19 protein-coding genes and 1 pseudogene are annotated in these 23,091 nt (G+C 36.7%); 9 read left to right on the top strand and 11 right to left on the bottom strand.

What is annotated here, in order from left to right; genetic code table 11:
* The first annotated feature begins 92 nt into the window (after positions 1-92).
* The gene (locus tag IPI15_RS12315; RefSeq protein ID WP_287403696.1) at positions 93-1,094 is read left to right on the top strand and encodes a chorismate synthase; all 1,002 of its coding nucleotides are present in this window, start codon (positions 93-95) and stop codon (positions 1,092-1,094) included.
* Between the two features lie 215 nt (positions 1,095-1,309).
* On the opposite strand, the gene IPI15_RS12310 is transcribed toward IPI15_RS12315, so the two are convergent.
* Both IPI15_RS12310 and IPI15_RS12305 read right to left on the bottom strand, forming a co-directional pair.
* On the bottom strand, positions 1,310-1,876 hold the full coding sequence (locus IPI15_RS12310) for a hypothetical protein (protein ID WP_287403698.1): 567 nt from the start codon (positions 1,874-1,876) through the stop codon (positions 1,310-1,312).
* A gap of 249 nt (positions 1,877-2,125) precedes the next feature.
* On the bottom strand, positions 2,126-2,857 hold the full coding sequence (locus IPI15_RS12305; RefSeq protein WP_287403700.1) for an esterase family protein: 732 nt from the start codon (positions 2,855-2,857) through the stop codon (positions 2,126-2,128).
* A gap of 286 nt (positions 2,858-3,143) precedes the next feature.
* Between IPI15_RS12305 and IPI15_RS12300 the strand changes: the two genes are divergently transcribed.
* The 3 genes from IPI15_RS12300 to IPI15_RS12290 are packed head-to-tail and all read left to right on the top strand — an operon-like array spanning position 3,144 to position 5,870.
* The gene (locus IPI15_RS12300; RefSeq protein ID WP_287403702.1) at positions 3,144-3,536 is read left to right on the top strand and encodes a hypothetical protein; all 393 of its coding nucleotides are present in this window, start codon (positions 3,144-3,146) and stop codon (positions 3,534-3,536) included.
* Positions 3,537-3,556: 20 nt separating this feature from the next.
* The gene (locus tag IPI15_RS12295) at positions 3,557-5,008 is read left to right on the top strand and encodes a GWxTD domain-containing protein (RefSeq protein ID WP_287420519.1); all 1,452 of its coding nucleotides are present in this window, start codon (positions 3,557-3,559) and stop codon (positions 5,006-5,008) included.
* 40 nt (positions 5,009-5,048) lie between these two features.
* Positions 5,049-5,870, top strand: a complete 822-nt coding sequence (locus IPI15_RS12290) for a glutaminyl-peptide cyclotransferase (protein WP_287420517.1) — start codon at positions 5,049-5,051, stop codon at positions 5,868-5,870.
* 380 nt (positions 5,871-6,250) lie between these two features.
* Here the strand turns inward: IPI15_RS12290 and mfd are convergent, their stop codons facing one another.
* Entirely contained in the window at positions 6,251-9,475 is a 3,225-nt protein-coding gene (gene mfd, locus IPI15_RS12285) for a transcription-repair coupling factor (RefSeq protein WP_287420515.1), read from the bottom strand.
* A 293-nt stretch (positions 9,476-9,768) separates the two neighbouring features.
* Between mfd and IPI15_RS12280 the strand changes: the two genes are divergently transcribed.
* On the top strand, positions 9,769-10,203 hold the full coding sequence (locus tag IPI15_RS12280) for a hypothetical protein (RefSeq protein WP_287403709.1): 435 nt from the start codon (positions 9,769-9,771) through the stop codon (positions 10,201-10,203).
* A gap of 653 nt (positions 10,204-10,856) precedes the next feature.
* Here IPI15_RS12280 and IPI15_RS12275 read toward each other — a convergent pair.
* The 4 genes and pseudogenes from IPI15_RS12275 to IPI15_RS12260 all read right to left on the bottom strand — a co-directional run bounded on the left by IPI15_RS12275 (position 10,857) and on the right by IPI15_RS12260 (position 13,742).
* Positions 10,857-11,528, bottom strand: a complete 672-nt coding sequence (locus IPI15_RS12275; protein ID WP_287403711.1) for a spermidine synthase — start codon at positions 11,526-11,528, stop codon at positions 10,857-10,859.
* Between the two features lie 3 nt (positions 11,529-11,531).
* Positions 11,532-12,722: a putative sugar nucleotidyl transferase gene (locus IPI15_RS12270; protein ID WP_287420512.1), complete on the bottom strand. Its 1,191-nt coding sequence runs from the start codon at positions 12,720-12,722 to the stop codon at positions 11,532-11,534.
* Positions 12,723-12,743: 21 nt separating this feature from the next.
* Positions 12,744-13,087 (bottom strand): annotated as a pseudogene (locus IPI15_RS12265) (type B 50S ribosomal protein L31).
* Positions 13,088-13,370: 283 nt separating this feature from the next.
* Positions 13,371-13,742, bottom strand: coding sequence for a YraN family protein (locus tag IPI15_RS12260; RefSeq protein WP_287403716.1), 372 nt, complete (start codon positions 13,740-13,742; stop codon positions 13,371-13,373).
* A gap of 549 nt (positions 13,743-14,291) precedes the next feature.
* Here IPI15_RS12260 and pdxH point away from each other — a divergent pair.
* The 3 genes from pdxH to ribB all read left to right on the top strand — a co-directional run bounded on the left by pdxH (position 14,292) and on the right by ribB (position 17,354).
* A complete protein-coding gene (gene pdxH / locus IPI15_RS12255; RefSeq protein WP_287403717.1) occupies positions 14,292-14,924 on the top strand; it encodes a pyridoxamine 5'-phosphate oxidase in 633 nt (210 codons plus the stop codon).
* Between the two features lie 27 nt (positions 14,925-14,951).
* Positions 14,952-16,118: a glycosyltransferase gene (locus tag IPI15_RS12250; protein WP_287420510.1), complete on the top strand. Its 1,167-nt coding sequence runs from the start codon at positions 14,952-14,954 to the stop codon at positions 16,116-16,118.
* Positions 16,119-16,250: 132 nt separating this feature from the next.
* Positions 16,251-17,354 carry a 3,4-dihydroxy-2-butanone-4-phosphate synthase gene (ribB, locus tag IPI15_RS12245; RefSeq protein ID WP_287403720.1) on the top strand — a complete coding sequence of 368 codons (1,104 nt, stop codon included), beginning with the start codon at positions 16,251-16,253 and terminating at the stop codon, positions 17,352-17,354.
* A gap of 89 nt (positions 17,355-17,443) precedes the next feature.
* Here ribB and IPI15_RS12240 read toward each other — a convergent pair whose 3' ends face one another.
* Complete coding sequence (locus tag IPI15_RS12240) at positions 17,444-17,677, bottom strand: hypothetical protein (protein ID WP_287403721.1); 234 nt, start codon at positions 17,675-17,677, stop codon at positions 17,444-17,446.
* Between the two features lie 176 nt (positions 17,678-17,853).
* Here IPI15_RS12240 and IPI15_RS12235 point away from each other — a divergent pair, with 176 nt between their 5' ends.
* Positions 17,854-18,330, top strand: a complete 477-nt coding sequence (locus IPI15_RS12235) for a YcxB family protein (protein ID WP_287403722.1) — start codon at positions 17,854-17,856, stop codon at positions 18,328-18,330.
* Between the two features lie 783 nt (positions 18,331-19,113).
* Here IPI15_RS12235 and IPI15_RS12230 read toward each other — a convergent pair.
* Genes IPI15_RS12230 through chrA form a run of 3 tightly spaced genes read right to left on the bottom strand, consistent with a single transcriptional unit; the run spans position 19,114 to position 22,919 of the window.
* Positions 19,114-21,198, bottom strand: coding sequence for an HD family phosphohydrolase (locus IPI15_RS12230; protein ID WP_287403723.1), 2,085 nt, complete (start codon positions 21,196-21,198; stop codon positions 19,114-19,116).
* Between the two features lie 2 nt (positions 21,199-21,200).
* Complete coding sequence (locus IPI15_RS12225) at positions 21,201-21,752, bottom strand: cob(I)yrinic acid a,c-diamide adenosyltransferase (RefSeq protein ID WP_287403724.1); 552 nt, start codon at positions 21,750-21,752, stop codon at positions 21,201-21,203.
* Positions 21,753-21,785: 33 nt separating this feature from the next.
* Positions 21,786-22,919 carry a chromate efflux transporter gene (gene chrA, locus IPI15_RS12220; protein ID WP_287403725.1) on the bottom strand — a complete coding sequence of 378 codons (1,134 nt, stop codon included), beginning with the start codon at positions 22,917-22,919 and terminating at the stop codon, positions 21,786-21,788.
* Positions 22,920-23,091: the final 172 nt, after the last annotated feature.

The raw sequence follows: 23,091 nt of genomic DNA, 5'->3' as shown, positions 1-23,091 counted from the left end.
AATTCAAATAAATGTGCTTTGGATAATAGTTTTATTTTCCAAGTCAATATTACGAGCATAAAATTTTCAGATTCTTTATGCATCTTTGTCATATGAACCATTTCGGCAGGATCTTTAGCGTATCAATCTATGGCGAGTCCCATGGAAAAGAAGTTGGCATAATCATAGATGGAGTGCCGTCCGGCATACCTATTGACGAGAATTTGTTAATTCCAGATCTAGAGCGCAGAAAACCAGGCAAGAAGGGAACCACCCCGCGCGTGGAAAGTGACTATCCCATTCTTAGTAGTGGTTTGTTTAATGGAATGAGCACAGGAGCACCCATTTTGATACGATTTGAAAATAATAATACCAGAAGTGAAGCCTATACAAGTCAAAGAGATATACCACGTCCCGGGCATGCTGACTTTACCGGACATGTTAAGTTTGGGGGATTTGAAGATTATAGGGGAGGAGGGCATTTTTCGGGAAGACTTACGACTTGTTTGGTAGCAGCAGGAGTGATAGCCAAGATCGTGTTAAGTCATGTGTTAAACACTGATATATCCATCAATGCAGAGATTTTAGAAATTGGAGGAGAAAAAGATTTGGAAGCAGGTCTTGAAAAGGCAATTCAAGCTAAAGATAGTATCGGTGGGATAGTTGAATGCAGGATTAAAGGTCTGCCTGTAGGCCTTGGTGAGCCTTTTTTTGATTCAGTAGAATCTGTTCTTGCGCATGCTGTTTTTTCTATACCTGCCATCAAAGGAATAGAGTTTGGCAAAGGTTTTGCGGCAGCCAAAATGTTTGGAATTGAGCATAATGACGCTATCCTTGACAATTCCGGTAAGACCTTGACCAACAATGCAGGTGGAATAGTGGGAGGCATTTCAAATGGAAATGATTTAGAATTCCGGGTAGTAGTCAAGCCTACTTCTTCAACACCAAAAATTCAAAAGTCTTATAATTGGGATAGTGATGAAGTGGAAGAGTTTTCCATCAAAGGCAGGCATGATCTTTGCATTGCGCTGCGCGTACCTGTGGTGCTTGAAGCTGCGGCTGCAATAGCACTGGCGGATTTAGCTCTGATCCGAATGGCTTACCATGTAAGGTAAAAACATTATTGTTGGCAAATTAATCTTGCCTTTTTGGATAGGTTATTATTATTTACGCCATCCGATGCATCCTTACCTTCATATTTCTTTTATTATATATAGATCTAGACTCAAATCATGAGTCGTCGGATGTTTTCGTATGCTTTTATGCTTGAGTAATAGGATCTATCAGATGTCTTGAAGCTATCAGATGATGTTAAGTTGCATTTCGTTGGTTACTTAAATGGCTTTACGTGGGATTTAATATCAAGGATATTTACTTTTTTTATTACTTCACCAATATAACTTACTGACAAAACTTTATTGCTAACGATCCATCTTACACCGCTATTGCTGTGCGTTATAAGACCATCTTTATCAGGTTTAAATAGGGATACAAGTTTGTCATTACTCAATGAATAAGCCAAAATAGTAAATTTGACCTGACAAATTTTTCCATCTGTTCCCATCCATGAATAAATACAGACTTTTTCCACTGCTTTATTTTGATTAAAAATATTTACAGCAGATGTTGGTTTGCATGTTGTGGTTATTGATTGCATAGTCAATAATTCACAAGGATCATAACCTTTCTCACTTATTTCAAAACTGGTATATTCTGTGTAAGAATCTTTAGTATTTCTAAAAGTGTCGGCTGCTACTTCCTTGATCATATCCTTGGGTTCAGTTTTGCCGTTAATACCCATATCTTTTCCTGCATTATTATTGCTGCAAGAAGAAAAGAATATCATCAAGGTCAATGTGCTTATAATTGATCCAAAAAGTAGTTTTTGATGCAACATATATTTTTTTTTAAAATCATTTAAATTGGTCGGTCACTTTTGAGGATTCTATATACACTTGATAACTCATAGGGGAAAATAAGTTGTTGTAAGTGTGCTACAAAATATATCCTTTCTGATATTTGACAACTTAAGATATTTTACTACCTCTTATTACAATTTTGTACATGTTTGGAGTACAAGGGACCTTCATTCACCTATAATATTGTTCATGCTGCCTTCTGATAAGTTCAGGAAGGCAGCATTTTTTTAATATTTAGTATCTATGATGTAAGGTAGCATAGCTCTCCATGTAGGCCAGTCATGAGGCATGTCGAATCCCCAGACATCAAGATCTACGGCAATTCCTTTTTCTTCGAGCATGGCAGCAAATTTTCTGGAAGCATCCGGAGTCTCATAGTTACCACTTCCTGTATATATATGGATATGGGGATTGTTGCGAAGCCTGGAGAGATAAGCTTCATTTTCAAGACCCGGCATATAGGACATTGGAGAATTGAAATAAACATCATCATCATAATACCCATCAGTGTAAGTGGTAAGGTCGTAGTCTCCGCTCATAGCGATCACTCCTGAGATCAGATCAGGTCTTTTGAAGAAAAGATTTGCACTATGTAATGCACCAAGTGAAGCTCCTGTGATGGTTATTTTTGAATCTTCTGAAGTTTGACTTTTAATAAAAGGTACAACTTCATTATAAACATATTCATTGAATTGATTATGCCTGATCGATTTATGTCTTGGGTGCATTTTACTGTTCAACCAGCTTTCAGAATTAATGCTATTTATAGAAAATGCTTTGATTTTACCACTTTCAATATATGGCTTTATAGCGTCTATCAATAAAAATCGCTCGTATTCCAGATAGTCTGCTGCCGCAGTAGGCAACATTAATAAAGGGATTCCAAAATGACCGTAAACAGCTATTTCCATTGTTTTATTCAAAGCCGGACTATGCCATGCATGCAATTCTCTATTCATGTTATTTAGTTTTTGTCAATAATAATTTTTCCAAAGATAAAAGAAGTAGTTATACTTTATAGACAGGTAGAAAATTATTTTGAATTCTATGTTTTGACTTTATTTTGCATAGCGGCCATTTATCAAAAAAAGCTGAAATATATCCTCGACTATAAGTTCAAAATGTGTATATAATGCATGGATTATTAGTATGTTGTGTTATCAATTCTAATGTCAGGAGCATTACATCCAAGAGCACTTATCAAATTTACTGTATATTTGCATTCTATTTTAAATGAAAATATACATGAAAAATATTTCAGCATTTTTTATTCTTTTCATTATACTATTTTGGAGTTGCAAGAAAAATGAACAATCGAATCTTGTAGTAAAGATGGAAAGTATCAATGGTCTATGGGTGTTGGAAGCAGCTAGTAGAAATGGATTGGAAACTAATACATTGCAAGGATTATTTTATGACATTAATGATTCTTCAATAATTTCTAACATTACAGGAGACACATTGACAGCTTCATACGTTCTTAAAGAAGGAAGCATACTGCATATGATGAGAGATACAATAATGTATGATATTATTAGTTTGGATGATTCTACTTTGGAAATCAATAGCGTGATCAGGGATATGCCTTTCCAATTCAAATTTAAGAGACAAACAGATATAATTCAAGATACTCTTTGATAATTTCTAAAATATTACGGATGAAACGGCAATTATTTTTACTAAGTTTTCTATTTATGGCCTTTCAAATGAGGGCACTTGACCTGAGTATCCTTATCACTCAGTTTTATGCTGATCATTCACCATATATAGAAGTTTACCTGCATACAGTTGCCTCAACGGTTTCACCTTTGAAATCTGATGGTGATCAAAATATTGCTGAGCGTCAGGTAAAGGTAAGGGTCTTATTTAAACAAGCAGGAAAGGTTATTCGTTTTGACAATTTTATAATAGAAAGTGGAAGGCAGACAGCGCTTAAGGATTTTGTCGCTTTGAAAAGGTATGGCTTAAAGCCCGGAAAATATATTATGGATTTTGATTGTAGTGATATTGCCGATCCGACCAATGTGTATCGTGATTCTGTTGAATTGGATATTACTGCTGAATTAAAAAAACCAACTTTGTCCAATATTCAATTAGTGGCGGATACCATTAGGAGTGAAGACCGAAGCCTTGCAAAAAATGGGTATTTTTATGAATTGATACCCTTTGGTTATGTTAATTCTAGATTGAACAGAATTGGCGTGTATTTTGAATCTTACAATACCAACAAATTGGAAGCTGATAAATCTGCTTATTCCATCAAAATTAGTAAAAAAGATGGGTCAGGAAATTACAGCCTCATAGCCAGAAATAACTTCCGTAGGAGCAATAATGAACAAGATGCTATCACCACCTGGTTTGATGCCACCTATTACGAATCAGGAACTTATATGATGCAGATATATCTGATGGATGGGGTCAAAAACATTATAGATAGCTCACAAACTTATTTTACCAAAAGTAATCCGGTCAGAGATGAAGCATTATTGTCTAAGAAGTTGATTGATGAGGTGGAGAATTCATTTGCTGGAAAATTAACAGAAGATCAACTCAATTATGCTCTTAGAGCTATAGCAATGTTAGTAAAACAATCAGATGTAGAATTGTTAAACAGGATTTTAAAGGACCCAAATACTACAGCCAAAACAAATTTTTTATTCCAGTTTTATAAAGAAAAGTCACCTGTTCATCCAGATGAATATTATGTACAATATATGGAAGTTGCCAAAGCTGTAGATAAAAACTATAAATCTGGGCTTGGATATGGCTTTGAAACCGACAGAGGACTTATATTTATGAAATATGGTAAACCAAGTGATATGGTCAATATTCAAGATGACCCATCTTCAGCACCTTATGAAGTCTGGTTATACTACGATATACCAAAGCTTAATCAATCCAATGTCAAATTTCTATTTTACAACCCATTTTTGGATGGAGTTGATTACCGATTGTTGCAGTCCAATGCAAGAGGGGAAGTCAGAAATCCTAATTGGAAGAAAGAACTGTATAAGGTAGCTAATAGAGCACCCGAAAATACAGCTCCTGACAATTTTGAGATACCCGGAGGATTTAATAGACATGCTTCAGAGTGGTTAGAGGACCTTTGATTTGAAAACTTAGCTTACATTTGCAGCTTAATAGTTTCAAATGATGAAAAATAGTTGGCTTCTTGTCGGATTGCTTTGTATTTCAATACTTTCTTGTAAACCTGAACCTAAACCGGAAGAAAAGCCGGTAGATGTGCCACCGACTACTCCTGTAATTAATTTCAATGTAAGTGGTATAATTCCACATAGCACTACCTATTTTACAGAAGGATTTTTGGTATATAATGGAACCTTCCTTGAAAGTACTGGTTCGCCGGAAGAGATCAAAATAGCTGAATCCTTGATCGCAACTGTGGATATGAGCTCAGGTAAAACAGAGGAAAAGATTAGGCTTGATAAAACAAAATATTTTGGTGAAGGAATAGTCGTTATCAATGATAAGTTATATCAATTGACCTACCAGAATCGAATAGGCTTCATTTACAATGCTAAAACTTTCAAAAAGGAAGGGGAATTTGCTTTCAATAGTAAAGAAGGCTGGGGTATGACTACTGATGGAAAGCATGCTATCATGAGCGATGGCACTAGCAAGCTGACTTATTTACTTCCGCCCGATATGAAAGCAGTCAAATCCATAGATGTCACTGAAAATGGCTACGGACTCGGTAACCTCAATGAATTGGAATGGATAAAGGGTTATATCTATGCAAACATCTGGCAGAGTAATCTAATAGTCAAAATCGATCCTTCTACCGGAAAAGTCGTCGGTAAAATGGACCTTACATCCCTGAAAAATGAAGCAAATGCTACTTTCCAATATTCCGAAGTCATGAACGGCATCGCCTATGATTCTGTTAGCAATAAAGTCTATGTGACAGGTAAATTCTGGCCGAATATATATAGGATTGAGTTTGAGAGGTGAGGAAGTCAGGAGTCAGAAGTCAGAAGTCAGAAGTTAGAAGTCAGAGACAAAATTAGAAGTCAGAAGTCAGAAATTAGAATGACCTTCTATGATTACTTTATGTCTTTGTCAAGCTTTGGTTTACTTTTATAAGCTCTGTGAAATATATAAAAAGGTGAGAAGGTGAGGAGGTGAGGAGGTGAGGAGGTTAGAAGTAAGAAGTCAGAAGTTAGAAGTCAGAAATTAGAATGACTTTCTAAGAGTAAATTACGTCTTTGTGAAGCTTTGTGAAACTTTGTGATATAGTTTCCTGTGTTTATGATTACCGATTACCGATTACCGATTACCGATTACCGATTACCGATTACCGATTACCGATTACCGATTACCCTTGTCCCACGTCACCCTTCCACCGTCTCAATCAGACCCTTAAAGAACTTCATTGCAGCCTGAACATTCCTGACATTTTTCACACGTAAAACCAGGTTTTTCAAGGTTTTTTGAACCATGATCTTTGGATCTTTGAGGATGGCAAGATATTGGAAGAGGGCTTTAAAAGTTTCTGATTCGTAGTAAGTTGACTGGGGATTGGCAGGGAAATATGCATTTAAAGTACCATTTTTAACAACAGCTCTTTCAAAACCAAGTAAACGTAGCAACCATCGCATCCTAAGTCCATCAGCAAGTTCCTCCACAGAATTGGGAATTGGACCGAAGCGGTCATTCATATCGGCAAGGAATTTGGTCAAGACTTCCTCATTTTCGATGGCATCCATCTCGTTGTAAAGGCTCAGCCTTTCTGTGGATGAAGTCACATATGTATTCGGAATTAGCATTTCTGAGTCAGTCTCGATCGTAACTTCTCTGACATGGATCTTCTTCCTGGAGATCTCTTCCTTAAACACATCTTTGAATTCATCTTCTTTCAGTTCCAAAATTGCTTCTTCCAGAATTTTCTGAAAAGTATCATAACCGATCTCTGCAATAAATCCACTTTGTTCTCCACCAAGTAAATTGCCACTTCCCCTGATGTCAAGATCCCTCATGGCGATCTCAAATCCACTGCCCAGTTCAGAAAACTCGACAATCGTCTTCAATCTTTTCTTTGCCTCCGGAGTCATGGTTGACATTGGCGGTGCTATCAGATAGCAATAAGCTTTTCTGTTAGACCGGCCAACTCTACCTCTCAGTTGGTGCAAGTCGCTCAGGCCATAGTGATGTGCATTATTGATGATCATCGTATTGGCATTCGGAATGTCGAGGCCTGTTTCGATGATGTTTGTTGAAACAAGTACATCAAATTTACCTTCAATAAAGTCGACAAGGGTCTTCTCCAATAACTTACTGTCCATCTGCCCATGAGCAAATGCCACGCTCGCTCCCGGTATCATATTGACGATGAATTCTGACATTTCAGGTAGATTTTTCACCCTGTCATGTACGAAAAACACCTGCCCACCTCTGCTCAATTCATTTTCAATGGCGTCCTTTATCGATTTTTGTTCGAATGACCTGATCTCTGTATAGATCGGTTGACGATTGGGTGGAGGAGTTCGGATGATGGAAAGGTCACGTGCTGCCATCAAGGAGAACTGTAATGTTCTTGGTATTGGGGTAGCAGTGAGTGTAAGTGTATCCACATTGACCTTTAGTCCGCGGATCTTCTCTTTCGCCTGAACACCAAATTTTTGCTCTTCATCGATGATCAATAATCCAAGATCTTTGAAATCTATTTCTTTATTCAATAAAGCGTGCGTGCCGATGACAAGATCCGTTTTGCCAGATTTGATCGTTACATAAACTTCCTTTTTCTCTTTGGTAGACTTGAATCTGTTGAGATATTCTACAGAGACACCAAAGTCTTTCAATCTATCATGGAATGTATGATAATGTTGCAACGCAAGGATGGTTGTTGGTACGAGAATGGCAACTTGTTTACCATCGTTTATCGCTTTGAATGCTGCACGGATAGCTACTTCTGTTTTTCCAAAACCTACGTCTCCACATATTAAGCGGTCCATTGGATAAGGTTTCTCCATATCTTCCTTGACATCGTTTGTGGATTTGAACTGATCCGGCGTGTCTTCATAAAGGAATGATGCTTCCAATTCCGCTTGCAAATAACCATCCGGAGAAAATGCGAAACCTTCACTCGCTTTTCGTTTTGCGTATAGTTTGATGAGCCCTTCAGCGATGTCTTTGACCTTTTTCTTGGTCTTCTGCTTAAGTTGCTTCCAGCTGTCCGAACCCAATTTGTTGATCATTGGCGGCTCGCCATCCTTGCCGACGTATTTTGACAATTTATGCAGAGAGTTGATACTCACATAAAGGATGTCATTATTTCTGTAAAGAATTCTGACGGATTCTTGTCTTATACCGCTGATCTCAATGGTTTCCAAACCGGAGAATTTACCGACACCGTGATCTATATGAGTTACATAATCTCCCGGTTGTAACTCTTTGAGCATACGCATGGTAACTGCCTGATCACGTGTATAACCGGTCTTGAGACTGTATTGATGATATCGTTGGAAGATTTGGTGATCGGTGAGAATTTCTATCTTACTTTTTTCATCCAGAAATCCTTCGTGAATAGAACCTATGACGGGTTGAAAGGATTCTTTAGCGCCGAGATCGACTAAGATGGCTTCCAGTCTAGCTAATTGTCTGGAATTTTCAGAAAAGAAATAGGTCTTTATATTTTTTGATTCATTCTGCTGAAGGTGTTCGAGCAGCAATTTGAATTGTTTATTTATGACAGGGTGTGGCTTTGTATCAAATTTTATTTCTTCAGCTATCTTAATCCTAGCGGGTTTATTGAGGTGGAAGACATTGAATTTAGACAATTGGCTGACCAGATCATCCGGGTTAATGTAAGATCTGTCTCTGAAAAATTTCTGCGCCTCCGGTTGTTCAATCATGGTGACGTTGCGCAGAATCTCTTCAGCTTTTTCATAATTTATGCGCAATTGATCCAGGACGATGTGCTGATCTTCGATGACGATCTGCCAATTATCTTCCAAAACATCAAACAACGAGACTTTATCTTCCGATTGAAATTTGATATTGGCATTTGGAAGAATAGAAAGAAAGGCAACATTCTTTGTCGATAGTTGGCTGGAAGGGTCAAAAAGTCTGATGCTTTCGACCTTGTCATCGTCCAATTCGATTCTATATGGCTGGCTATTTCCAAATGAAAAGATGTCCACAATGGCACCACGCAAGGAAAACTGCCCCGGCTCGTATACAAAATCTACCCTTTCAAAACCGTATTCTATTAAAATATCGAGGACAAAATCCTGGTCGAACAGTTCGCCTTTATTAACTGTAATTTTGTCTTTTTCAAGTTGTTCCGGTCGGATGATCTTCTCAAATATGGACTGAGGATAGGTCACGACGACCATTGGTTGCTTTGACGTCAGCAGGGCTGAAGACAATTCTGATCTCTTCAGGACGTGTGCTGCATTGATCTCTTCAAAGTTGCCGGGTCTTTTAAAAGAATCAGGAAGTAGAAAAACATGACTGCCCAATAGTGTACTGAAGGTGTCATAAAGATAGGCGGCTTTGTCCTTGTCATCAGCGATGAACATAAAGGAGCGGGCTTCCTGTTTGAAAGCTGCAGCCATGTAAAATGCAATACCTGAGCCGGTGAGGCCACTGATTAAATATTAATTTGTCGTAGCTGAATTTTCGGGCCAGGAAGGATTTCGGGCGCCAAACTTTTTTAAAATATCTTCAATAACTTCCACGGCGTAAAGGTAAGAGAGTTGGGAAAATTCTTTGTATAAATTTTTGGTTGGAGGATTTTTGAAAAAAATGGCTTTAGAAAATACTTCTCGGAAAAAAATGAATATTATTTGATATTTAAATATGACATTTACCTTTGCATTTTAATTCAAATCGCCAAAATTACCTAAAAATGAAATCAATAAATTTGAAATTCAATAAATCGACTTCCTTTAGATACCTGATTTTTGTCCTTAGTTTAAGCTCTTTATCTTGTGTATTTACAGAAGCAATAATGCCTGAGCAAAATTTCATTGTATCATTTGAAAAAAATAGCACCGGCATGTCTTTTGTTACCAGGATCAAGGTGAACAGTATAGATACATTTGAGATTTCAAAAGAACAATTCGCTTATGATATTCATGTTCCAGAACTACGATGGGGGCAAGGTATTCTTTTAGGCTATACATATAGAGATAATAATCCTGAGAAAAATAGTGATTTATTTTATGTTGCTAAAGATGGAGTAAAAGTTTATTCAATATCAATTGCTGAGATCAAATCGATGGAGTATTTAATGATTGGTTCTAAACAGATTTTTATTTTACCTGAAAAAAGATCAAAATAATAAAAAGACGAAATACATATATTGGCATTTTATATATTTAATTTTAGTGCTATTGGAGTAAAGTTTGTTGCAATGCACTCTGGCGCATGTTTTTAGCTTGTGACCTTTGAAGCCATTCAGACGAATATGAATTTCTAATGATTACTCATGTTGTTTTATGAAACTTATGATTATCAATTGTTTTTGAAACACATAGAACATACGTTTTTCGTGAAAATTGATATTTTGAAAAAGTCAGTTAAAGCTTTTCAAACTCGACTATAAGTGTTGAACTAAATGCGATGATTCACTTCAGAAAAATAATAATTAACAACTAACAATTACAGAGATCACAGATATAATTGAAGTTGAAATTATATTTTGCCACGAATTACACGAATGATGCTTCGCATCTAACACGAATTAATTAGTGAAAATTAGTGGAATTCGTGGCTAAAAAAATAGTACTACTGATCCTGGTCTGATTACTTCATGTCATCTGACACTTTCGTGCAGCTTAATTAAAAAAACGAAAACATCCGACGACTCAAGTATTGACTGAACTTTGATATTGAAAAGATAAAATATGAGGATATAGATACGTCGGATGACGTAAGCATGGTTGTTTTGTGCACCTCGACAAAAAATAATAATTAATAATTAACAACTAACAATTACCCATTAATTCCCTTCAGCACATAGTTATACCGCGTCTTCACAAATCTGTGCTCCTTAAATACCACATCAAATATCAAGTTTTTATAATCGGCACAATGCACTTTTTGAAGTTCTGTGACTGTCATCCAGTTAAAAAGTAGCAATCCATTTTGGGCAAGATTGGCCTTGCACAGCTCAAGAAATTCGAAACTCGTAAATTTTTCAGGGATCTCATCATCGATAAATAAGTCAATGATGATCATGTCATAGGTCATGTTGTTGTTGTGAATGAAGTGTTCAGCGTCTGCTTCGACGATGTCCACAACACTTTTAAGTCTTGGTCTGGAATATTTATTGAATAATTTGATGACGTTGAGGTCGTATTCTACGATGGTAAAATGTGCTTTTAAACCGTGGTTTTTCTCAAGAATATATGGGACACTGCCAAGACCTCCACCAAGAACTAGAATATTTTTTCGTTGAAACTTTTTGATATTGATGGTCTTGAAGGCGGCAACAAAATTGTCATATTTGTCATCAAATGAATAGACGGCTTTGTCCGTGCTAAGTTGATAGCGGCCTTTGATTAGATCAACGTAGAGTGGCTCCGTGCCGGAATCGACTTTTTCGACAGGAACTCTGACCAGGTGACTGAGCGCTTTTGTCCAGAAATTTACGGGGAATCGCAAGGCTTATTTCCTGTATTTTGAGGTGAGTTCGAATATGGTGGTCAATATCTCCTTGTCTTCATCAGAAAATTCGATATTTCTGCGCGCCATGACAGCTTTAGCCACTTCCAGCGCTTTGTCAAGTAAATAAGTATTAGGATTGACATCATTGCCCCATGTAAATGAAGGTACATGAGTTGGAGGAAATCCTGCTCCGAAGATATTTGATGAAACACCCACGACAGTGCCGGTATTGAGCATCGTATTGATGCCGGTCTTAGAATGATCACCCATGATGAGACCTAAAAACTGTTGACCGGAATCGATTAAGGTATCAGTCTTGTGATTGTAAATACTTACTTTTTTATAATTGTTTTTTAGATTGGACGAATTGGTATCTGCTCCAAAGTTGCACCATTCACCGATGACGCTATTGCCGAGATATCCATCGTGGCCTTTATTGCTATAACCTTGAAATATGCTGTTTGTCACTTCCCCGCCGATCTTGCAGTGTGGGCCGAAAGTGTTGGCACCGTATAGCTTTGCGCCCATCTTGACTGAACTTCCTTCACCAAGTGCCAAGCCACCACGTATCATCGCTCCTTCCATGATCTCTGTGTTGTCATCAAGATAGATTGGACCTGTCAGGCTATTGAGAATGGCTCCTTCGACTTTGACATTTTTTCCAAGGAAGATTTGATCTCCGAATAATTGATTGGTAGAAGAAATAGTTCCAGATTTTCTTTGGTGTGTCAACCTCTTAAAATCTTCCTTGAGCACGATATCGTTATATTGGAAGAGGTGCCATGGATATAGGATGTGGATCAAAGGTGATGATGTTGTTATAGATATTTTCTCCAGCTCTCGATCCAGGTCTTCAGCTGATTTTCCAAGATCGAAAGCGACAGAACTTCTTACGGCAATGATTTCGTCATTGATGATTAGTTTTTGATACGGCTTGAGATTTTTTACTGCATCAGTTAGAAAAGGAGATGGCAGATATGCTCCATTGATCATGACATAATCTTCAGAAGGTAGCACTAAGTATTTAGGCTGAATGTACGCCTGTGTAAGGATCTTGCATTTGGTGTCGAGTGCCGCATTCCATTTCTCTTCGATAGTATCGATGCCGATTCGGAGTCCGGCTACCGGTCTTGTGTATGTCAGTGGGAGCAAGTCTTCCCATTCCGGGCCATCAAATAAGATCACATCCATTGCGAAAATTTAAGTTCAAAGTTAGTCAACCGTGGGCAAATAAAAAAAGCCGTGGGCAAAACCACGGCTTGATATGAATACGTCTTGTATTGTTACTTGAATCGCAGCAAAGATTACTTTTGAATTTTGCGAATTTTTGTTGAACTTGTCGATTCTACCTGCAGTATCTACAAATTTCATTTTACCCAAAAGAATGGGTGTGAAAAAGATGAGATCTCTACTTTTACCAATGGGTACTCATTACCGTCTTCCCAGGTAATGGTATCTTTCGTGTTGACACATGATTTAGTAATGAAAGCCTCATCTGTAGAGATGTCTTTGAATACTACCGGTCTATAACTTGCAGGATGTATGTCCTTCTTCATGATATTCTTTTTTATTTCGAGGTGCAAAGATAAAATATTCTTGCGGAATATAAAAGTTATTTTGAAAAAATATTTGTGAAAGAAATAAAGCGAGAATATCATGAAGTTTTCTGACTTATAGAGAATATAAAATGCTCAAGAGCAATAAAATGCTTTGTATGGTCACGAGTTAAAAACTCGCGCCAGCGTTGGAGGTTAAAAAATACTCACGAGCAAGATATTAATTCGTAATGTCATGAGTTAAAAACTCGCGCCATCGTTCGAATTAGTTAGAACATCAGAATTACTCAAATGTCGGAAAGTACACATCCTCCAAATGCTTCAACGTATAACTCTCATCTTCATTCATCACGATACCTATAATGTCGAGTTGAACGGACCACTCATGTTCGATCAGTAGTGCATATTGATAACCGGCATCCAGCAAAATTGCTTCCTTTTGATCTGTGACAAAAGCGTCAGGTGTTCCAAAGAATGTATAAGACCTCGTCTTAACTTCGACCAGGACCAGTGTGTTTTCTTTCATGGCGATGAGGTCGATCTCCGCTCTTTTCCATCGCCAGTTGCGCTCCAGAATGCTGTAACCCTTCTTCAACAGGTATTCTGCAGCGAGGGCTTCCCCTTTTTCTCCAAGCTTTTTTGATTGTTTTGTCATGGGTCAAATGTTAAAGTCCGGGATTTTGTCATAGATGACACAATATACCAAGTTTTCTCGTCGTATAGTAATTGTCTTGTTTATGTTGGTTCCCAAAACTTTTAAACTTGTAAACAGGACAAGCTTATTGTCTTAAATCGTTTTATTTTAATTTCATGGTTTAATCCAGACGTTTCATTGAAATGTCTGGATTTTTTTTTGATTTGAAAGAGGAAGGGTTTATTTCACAGAGTTGCACAAAGTTTTTCGGTGTAGTTCCATTTTGCACTGTCTTTAATTTTTTAGAATTCTTTGCTATTGAAGATTTTTTGAGTTGCACAAAGAGATTTGACTGGTTTCAAATACTGCACCAATTAATCAGAATCTATTATTCTAACACAGAATCTCTGTGATACACATTCTTTTTGATACTCCCTCATAGTTCTGATGAGCAATTCGTTAAAAGTATACAGAATAGTAAATTCTCATTAGTTTTATTTCATTTCAAGATCGCATTCCAATCACCATTCAAAATACATTCTTATCTTTGATTTTTAACTTTAGGAACAAATGAATTTACGGGACTATAGACAACAGTACGAACAAGGTGCACTAGCAAGGATGTCATTGAATGACGACCCTTTTGCCCAATTTAAGTCAATGTTTGATAAGGCTAAAGATGCAGGTGTAAAGGAACCAAATGCTATGACACTTGCTACTTATGACGAAGTAAATGGTGTCAATGCACGTATCGTACTTTTGAAAGAAGTGGATCATGAAGGTTTTGTTTTTTTTACCAACTATCATAGTAGGAAAGGTAAAGATCTTGCAGGCTTTCATGGCGCTGCACTAGTTTTTTGGTGGCATAATATGGAATGTCAGATCAGGATAAAAGGTGATGTACATAAGATCAGTTCAGAACGTTCAAGTGATTACTTCATTTCAAGGCCACATGATAGTAAGGCTGCGGCAATAGCATCCGATCAGAGTGAGGTAGTTGAAAATTACGATACATTGATCACTAAATATGAAGGATTGCGTAAGGAAGAAGATGAAAATCTCCAACGTCCTGATAAATGGGGCGGATACTGCCTCGTTCCAACCGAGTTTGAATTCTGGCAAGGCCGTCCAAACAGGATGCATGACAGATTTAGATATACCAAAAAAGAAAACGATTGGCAGATAGATCAGTTGTTTCCATAATTGACGCCTTCATTTAAACAACCTTCCTTGCGAATAAATATACTTACTTCCCGATTTCCTTACCCTTTAGAAAAAGGGGATAAACTTCGTATATATAATCAGATCAAATTACTTTCTGAGCATCACGAAATATTTTTATTTTGTATTAATGATAAAATTGTATCACAGCAAGACTTAGATCATTTGTCTACTTATTGCGCTAAAATAAAGATCTATCACCTAGCAATTTGGAAGAGATTATGGACAGTTTTTACAGGGATCTTGAGTGGTCTGCCTATCCATGTGGCATATTTTTATGACAAAAGTTTTAAAAATGACATTAGTATTGAACTTTCAAGTACAGGAGCAGATCTAACATTATGCCAATTAATCCGCGTGGTGCCATATGTTACAAACTTTGAAGGTCCGATCTGGATTGATTTTATGGATTCTTTTTCCGGCAATTTGAAGAGAAGATACAAAATGGCACCGTGGTGGGAGAAAATCTGGCTTCCTTGGGAGATCAATAAAATCGCCAAAATAGAGCAAATGTCTTTAAGCATTGGCCAGCATTTTACCATCATTTCCGAACAAGACAGATCGGAGATTGACCCAAATAATGATAAAAATATTTTCATCATTCCAAACGGTGTCGATACCACATATTTCTGTCCGAATGAATACCAATATGAAGTGTTCGATATTTGCTTTACTGGCAACTTAGGCTATGAACCAAATATCAAAGCAGCATTATATCTTATAAAAAAAATTGGGCCAAAAGTTGAAGAAGATTATACTATAAGAATAGCTGGCGCACGCCCTCATAAGTCATTATTGAAACTGTCGAACAGTAAATATCACATTAATGGTTGGGTTGAAGATATTCGTGATGTTTACTGGTCAGGTAAGATATTCGTGGCACCATTGTTTACCGGAAGTGGTCAGCAGAACAAAATCCTTGAAGCCATGGCATGTGGCACTCCTGTTATCACCACATCTCTTGTTAATAATGCAATTGGTGCCGAGCCGGGAAAAGAAATTCTTATTGCTGACGACTTAAAATCCTTTCTAATCCAAATTGATTCACTTCGGGATGATGAGAATCTCCTGCATGAATTAAGCGAAAATGCCCGTGACTTTGTCGTTAGAAAATATACCTGGAAAAAGATAGGAGAGGAAATGGAGGAGTTTGTTGGTAATAAGTATAATAGTTAGCAAGTTAACCAGTATTAGAGTTAACCAGTGTCCAATGTTGGAGCTATTTAGCAGCACTCTAATACTCTTATACTCTAATACTGTTCTACTTTGAAACAACTTTTCTTACATTTGCCGTTTTAAACAGAAGATATGCTAGATAATATAACTGATGCCATAGAGGCTATAAAAAATGGAGATCTTATCATTGTCGTTGATGATGAAAATCGGGAGAATGAAGGAGACTTTATTTGTGCTGCAGAACTTGTGACCCCTGATAAAATCAACTTTATGGCGACTGTCGGTCGTGGACTAATATGTGCTCCACTGGAACAAGATAGGGTAGATGCTCTAGGTCTGGAGATGATGGTCAATAGGAATACAGCCATGCATGAAACTGCATTTACGGTGTCTATCGACCTGATTGGTCATGGATGTAGTACAGGTATTTCAGCATATGATAGAGCCACAGGTATCCAAGCCTTGACAGATCCAAAAATAACGAAGGATGATTATGCAAAACCCGGACATATTTTTCCATTGAAGGCAAAAGAGGGTGGAGTCTTAAGAAGAACAGGTCATACAGAAGCGGCGATCGATCTTGCTAAATTAGCAGGACTTTATCCGGCAGGTGTTTTGGTGGAAATATTAAATCCTGATGGCACAATGGCACGGCTGCCTCAACTCCTTGAAATAGCCAAAGAGCATGACTTAAGAATAATATCTATAGACGATTTGGTAGCCTACAGATTGCAAACAGAGCAATTGATAAAAAAGGAATTTGAGGGACCGGTTAATTCGCCTTTTGGTGAGTTGAAAGTGCATGTGTATAAACAGATCACCAGTGATGATATTCACATAGCACTGCAATGGGGCGATTGGACAGAGGAGGAAGAGGTTCCTGTTAGGGTATTTTCTGAGAATAATGCCCATGAGTTGGCAGCTTTTATTTTTTCTGGCTGGAATCAACAATTAGGAAAAGTGATGGATTATTTCAAGGATAATGGCAAGGGATTAGCCTTATTCATGAGACAATCTGAGAGTTCTCCTGACTTAATTGACTCTGTTATCAATCTTTCGAAGGGGATAAAAGTGGATATACGTGATGAGCAAAGAGACTTGGGTATTGGGGCACAGATCATAAGGGATATGGGTATCACAAAACTAAATCTGATCACTTCTTCCACAATGAGAAGAGTGGGCATAATGGGCTATGGGCTGGAGATAACAAGAACTACAGCAGTGGGTGAAATATGATATTAAAGCAATTTTCGCAAGCAAAGCTGTTGATAATTTAATCAATGATATCCTATAATCAGACTAATTAATGGCTATTGATGGCCAGATTAAATACAAGTCATTTCCGCATATTGTTTCTTTAATTTACAAGCTAGCATGCCAATACCATATAGCGCTTCTTTTGAATTTGCAAAAATGGTAAAGAAGTTTTCTTCCCCTTTATTAAATTCAAAAAGCACTTCGCAGCGATAGTCTGTATTTTGTTTTAACTCCAATTCCAGATATCTTTCGACGTCCATGACAGCAATATGATAGGGGAAACTTACAGTGATGGTTACCATATATAAGTGTTATAAATGTGTGTATTAATAAATATATTATTTGATTTAAAATCGATATGTACGTATGTATTCGATATTTAGATGTGGCTTTAAAAAAAGTCACTTATAATGACAGTAAAAAAAATTGAAATACTGATTATCAATAAGTTAAATTATGTCCTAATTAAAATTTTTTTGTGAAAAAATTCAATGTAGCAGTAACCATAACCAAAGAGGATATCATTGCACTTGCGATGTACAACCTGCGTCAAAAAAGGAGAAATTTTATAATTATTAATGCCGCAATTTTAATATTACTCGTGTATTTTTTTGATCATCAATTTAATAATATTTATCTGGTTTGGTTTTTATCCATTTGCCTCGTTACTTCATTCATTTTTCTATCCATTCAAATTGTCAAAATCAGAGCAATTAGGCAATACAACTCTCAAAAAGCATTCCGCCAACCATTATATTATGAGCTATTTGATGATCATTATGAAGTAAAATCAATTGGTCTCGAATCATCAATCACGTGGGCTTCGCGCTTTGCTATTCGTCAAAATGAAAGCTATATTTTTATTTATCATTTCAAAGAAGTCGCTTCGATCATTCCTAAAAGATATTTTGATATTAAAATGCAGCACTTTTTTGATGAGTTGATTAGAAAGTAGTGGTCAGTGGTCAGTGTGGTCAGTAATCAGTGGTCAGTGGTCAGTCATCAGTGATCAGTAATTCAATGTAGCCTTATTCTAATTTTTAACTTCTAATTTCTAATTTTTTTATCAGTAATCAGTAATCAGTGGTCAGTAATTAGTAATCAGTGGTCAGTGATCAGTAATTAAATGTAGCCTCATTCTAATTTCTAACTTATAATTTCTAATTTTTTTATCAGTAATCAGTAATCAGTAATCAGTGATCAGTAATCAGTGATCAGTAATTAAATGTAGCCTCATTCTAATTTCTAACTTCTAATTTCTAATTTTTTTACCAGTAATCAGTAATCAGAAATCAGTGGTCAGTGATCAGTGATCAGTAATTAAATGTAGCCTCATTCTAATTTCTAACTTCTAATTTCTAATTTTATATCAGTAATCGGTATTCAGTGGCCAGTCATTAGTTGCAAGTAAGCTACTGTTGCCTCATTCTAATTTCTAACTTCTAATTTCTAATTTTTATCAGTAATCAGTGGTCAGTCATCAGTAATCAGTGGTCAGTCATCAGTGATCAGTCATCAGTAGTCAGTCATCAGTGATCAGTCATCAGTAATCAGTAATCAATGATCAGTCATCAGTGGTCAGTCATCAGTGGTCAGTAATTCAATGCAGCCTCATTCTAATTTCTAACTTCTAATTTCTAATTTTTTTATTAAATAATCGCCTGTAGTATAGATCTAGCAATTCCGTCAGCTCTCATTATTCATTATTCATTATTCGTTGTTCATTGCTCATTATCCATTATTTAACCTCACTATCCGGATACGCTATCCTGATATGATTCATATTGACGAGCATCGTCTTAAATATCCTCGTACATACTTGTACATCTTCAAAAGTCATTTCTGACCTGTCCAGTTGCCCTGACTCGATTTTAGCTTTTATGAGCTTATCTACCATTTCATTTATTTCCTCTTCTGTAGGATTCATGAGGCTCTTGACTGCTGCTTCAACTGTATCAGCGAGCATGACAATTACTTGCTCTTTACTCTTTGGTTTAGGACCTGGGTATGTAAACACCTTTTCGTCAACAGGGTGGTCGGCATGTTCTTTCATGAATTTTCTATAGAAGTATTCCACTTTTGTAGTCCCATGGTGAGTTTTTATAAATTCGATGATCACACTAGGTAGTCCGAACTTTTTACCGATTCTAACACCTTCCGGTACATGCTCTATGATGATTTTGGCTGAAGTGACACAGTCCAAAGAATCATGTGGATTAACATTGTTTTGATTCTCTGTAAAATTGAAAGGATTTTTCATCTTTCCGATATCATGATAAAGCGCACCCACACGTGCCATGGTGCTATTGGCTCCTATTTTTTCAGATGCTGCCTCTGCTAAAGTAGCTACATGAAGTACATGTTGAAATGTTCCAGGAGCTTTAATAGAAAGTTCTTTTAAAAGGTTATTATTTAGATCTGATAGCTCAGCCAAGGTAATACTGGATGTAAAACCAAACAGTCTTTCCAATAATGGAATCAAAGGATAAGCAAGTAATGTAAGAAATACATTCAGGCATATCCACCAAATGCTGTTGATATTGAAATCATTCAGATTATTGTTTTTGATATAGGTTAGGAACAAGTAGGTAAAAGTATAGGTGGCCAAGAGAAGCATTAGTAAAAGAAAGAATTTTGACCAATATCTGGTTTCTTTAGTAAGGATGACAACCATTATTCCGGCTGTAATATGCATGATGATATAGTCCTTCGTCACAGGGCCAAAAAGAGCGACGATGATTAATATAACGATCAATGTGAAAAAGGCAAGTCTTTGGTTGTAAAAATTCTTAATTACAATAGGAGCAATACAAAAGGGGATCATCAATAGATCCAATGTATTAGACTTTATGACAAAATAGGTTAGAACGGCATAAAAAACAATCCACAAATTCATGAACAGCATCTTCTTGAATATAAGGAAAACTTCTCTGACATAAGTCCTGACATACATCACATAAAATACAAGGATGAACGTGATGAAAAGAAAATATGCCATAAATGACTTGAAATAAGAAAATCTTCCCGTATTATCAGCTTCAAATCTATCTTTGAGTGAAACTAATTTTTGATAGCTATCTTTGGATATGGTAGAGTTGCGGGTGATGATGATATCTCCTTTTCTAACCACACCTATATTGGGAGAAATGTCCTGATACTCTTGATTTAGAAATTCATTTGATAATTCCTGATCCAAAAAAAGATTTGGCTCAAGAATGGCATCAACCAATGGAAATAGATATAATCCTTTAGTGCCAATGGACATCAGCTCTTTCCGAGCTTCTTCTTTGGCATTACTTATGCCTGAAATGGCGGCTCTTGGCCTGAGCGTCAAGGTGTTACCGTCTACTATTTGGATTAGAAAATCCTTCTCTCGATCTTTGTATTGATCATTGGATTCAATAACGCCATCTTTGTAAATCTTCGAAAAAGCATCTTTTAGAAGCCGGGTGTTAAAATCATTGAAGTTTGTAAGGAATAATGCTGTGTCGCCTTGGACTTTATTCTTATAAAGATTATATTCTTCTAAAATATTATCTTCTAAATTATCTGTAATAGCCTCGTTTTTTTTGTAATAAGGCGTGAAAGTCTTCTGGATTTCATCCTTTTCTTTAGCTAGTTCAGAATCGGTTTTTCTTATGGCAAAATCGTATGGAGCTCTAAGGTCACTATACTTCCATTTGGACCCTTCCTCAAACTCGTAAGTAATTGATTTAATGCGAGGAAGAAGCAAACTGATGATCAATGCCGAAGTAAGAATGATAAGTAGTCGGTATGAACCTGTCAGATTTCTAAGAAATGAAAATGAAAAATTTGGCTCCATGTTTATTTGTTATGTGCAGGTTTCCAGGGAATATCCTCAAGCCCTTTTGAGAAACTTAAAAAACGAGCCAGAACGAAAAAGTAATCTGAAAGCCTGTTGAAAAACTTCAATAAGACTTCATCTACCTCTTCAACCTCACTCAAGCCGACTATGCATCGCTCTGCTCTCCGGCATATACACCTGGACATATGTGCGAAAGAAGTCGGAAGATAACCTGAAGGTAAAATGAAATTTCGCAAAGGACTTAATTTTTCCTCCATTCTATCAATATAAGTTTCAAGTTTGGTTACAGCATCTTCTCCAGGTGCTTCGATGTACAGTTTGCCCCCGGGAGGAGTTGCCAGAATTGAGCCATACGCAAAGAGCCAATGCTGCACCTCAAGCAATTGTTCTTTTGCTGTTGCGTTGTCAGATGAATCAATGATAAGGCCAACAGATGAATTTAACTCATCGACCGTCCCATAAGCGTCTATTCGCAAAGAGTTTTTTGGCAACATTTTTCCTCCAAATAGCGAGGTCATACCTTTATCACCCTTCTTAGTGTAAATCTTCATGGATCTATTTATTGTCCAAAGATAAACATTTAATTAATTAGCTACGGAAGGCATGAAATGTAATAGCAGATATCCAACGTTGGCTGAAATGATAATCAACCAAAGCAAATTGAGTTTAGGCCACTTTAACAGTATAAGTAAACATAGAATGAAAATGATCCAAAGTTTAATATCTATGAGAACTACATAACCCATTGACACAGATGTTGCAAATAAAATAGCAATGGATGCAACCATGAGTGCGTTAAAGGCTATTTGCCATGTAGAAGATCTCAATGCCCGGGAAAGTATAGTACTTCCCAATATAGCATATACAAATATTGGAATCATAAAACCTAAAGTGGCAAAAAGAGCACCTTGCCATAAGTTTAACTGATATCCAAGAAAGGTGACAGTAGATAATATTGGCCCGGGGGCGAAAAGACCGAATGCGATCGTATCGAGTATGGTATTTAGTGGTAATATATTGGTGTCCACTAAATCCATTTTTAAATAAGCAAAGATTACATAACCGCTTCCAATCATAAGTGCGCCAATCTTTGCAAACAGTAAAATTAGCTTGTTATTATCGATAAGTGGTACAATTATCTCCGGAGGTATCTGCATCAAAAAACCGATTGATGCTTCTGATGCCTTGACTGTTTGTTTGACAATAATATAGGCTACGACACTCAACACCAACAGCAGCAGTGGGTTTAATCCGGCGAATGATGCTCCAGCAACAGTAAAAAATATGGCAAGTAGTTTAAGATCTTTTATATATTTTACAGAAAAAACAAAACACGTATATAAAAGTATAGAGATCACAGCAGCGCGAATCCCATAAAGGAATGGGTCGACAATTTTAAATTTACCATTTACAAATTCTTTATAATATAATGCGATGACCAACATGAGCAGACATGAAGGAATGACAAATGCAAATCCCGCTACTAACATCCCAATAATACCTGATTGCTGAAAGCCGATCTTCATGGCTAACTGTGTACTTGAAGGACCTGGTAAGGAGTTGCTTTCTTTCCGAAGTCTGTTAAATGTCTCCTGGTCTAGTAAATGTTTCTTTGTTACGATCTCATTTTCCATTAGCTTGCTATGTGAATTGGGACCGCCGAAGCTAAAAGCTCCAAGTTTTAAAAAGAACCAGAAAATATCCAAAAGTTTAGTCATGCCGGTATTTGTTAATCGGGCAAATATATTAAAAATTATAATTATATGTTTTGTTTGAAAGAATTAGACTTTAAAGATTTGTTCAAGGTATTGTAAATGCTAAGTTAAGTTTTAGCTAACTTATTACAGCTAAAATTTAGACAAAGGTCAAATTTATCGTGGTGAAGGTTCC

Origin of the sequence: Candidatus Brachybacter algidus (genome assembly GCF_016707225.1) — a bacterium.
GTDB lineage: Bacteria > Bacteroidota > Bacteroidia > Chitinophagales > Saprospiraceae > Parvibacillus > Parvibacillus algidus.
Note: the sequence above shows the minus strand (reverse complement) of the source record. Positions and strands in the feature narration are given on the sequence as shown.

Coding starts and splice junctions, on each gene's coding strand:
- IPI15_RS12315 (WP_287403696.1), top strand. CDS start 93: ATGAACCATTTCGGCAGGATCTTTAGCGTATCAATCTATGGCGAGTCC.
- IPI15_RS12310 (WP_287403698.1), bottom strand. CDS start 1,876: ATGTTGCATCAAAAACTACTTTTTGGATCAATTATAAGCACATTGACC.
- IPI15_RS12305 (WP_287403700.1), bottom strand. CDS start 2,857: ATGAATAGAGAATTGCATGCATGGCATAGTCCGGCTTTGAATAAAACA.
- IPI15_RS12300 (WP_287403702.1), top strand. CDS start 3,144: ATGAAAAATATTTCAGCATTTTTTATTCTTTTCATTATACTATTTTGG.
- IPI15_RS12295 (WP_287420519.1), top strand. CDS start 3,557: ATGAAACGGCAATTATTTTTACTAAGTTTTCTATTTATGGCCTTTCAA.
- IPI15_RS12290 (WP_287420517.1), top strand. CDS start 5,049: ATGATGAAAAATAGTTGGCTTCTTGTCGGATTGCTTTGTATTTCAATA.
- mfd (WP_287420515.1), bottom strand. CDS start 9,475: ATGGCTGCAGCTTTCAAACAGGAAGCCCGCTCCTTTATGTTCATCGCT.
- IPI15_RS12280 (WP_287403709.1), top strand. CDS start 9,769: ATGAAATCAATAAATTTGAAATTCAATAAATCGACTTCCTTTAGATAC.
- IPI15_RS12270 (WP_287420512.1), bottom strand. CDS start 12,722: ATGGATGTGATCTTATTTGATGGCCCGGAATGGGAAGACTTGCTCCCA.
- IPI15_RS12260 (WP_287403716.1), bottom strand. CDS start 13,742: ATGACAAAACAATCAAAAAAGCTTGGAGAAAAAGGGGAAGCCCTCGCT.
- pdxH (WP_287403717.1), top strand. CDS start 14,292: ATGAATTTACGGGACTATAGACAACAGTACGAACAAGGTGCACTAGCA.
- ribB (WP_287403720.1), top strand. CDS start 16,251: ATGCTAGATAATATAACTGATGCCATAGAGGCTATAAAAAATGGAGAT.
- IPI15_RS12240 (WP_287403721.1), bottom strand. CDS start 17,677: ATGGTAACCATCACTGTAAGTTTCCCCTATCATATTGCTGTCATGGAC.
- IPI15_RS12230 (WP_287403723.1), bottom strand. CDS start 21,198: ATGGAGCCAAATTTTTCATTTTCATTTCTTAGAAATCTGACAGGTTCA.
- IPI15_RS12225 (WP_287403724.1), bottom strand. CDS start 21,752: ATGAAGATTTACACTAAGAAGGGTGATAAAGGTATGACCTCGCTATTT.
- chrA (WP_287403725.1), bottom strand. CDS start 22,919: ATGACTAAACTTTTGGATATTTTCTGGTTCTTTTTAAAACTTGGAGCT.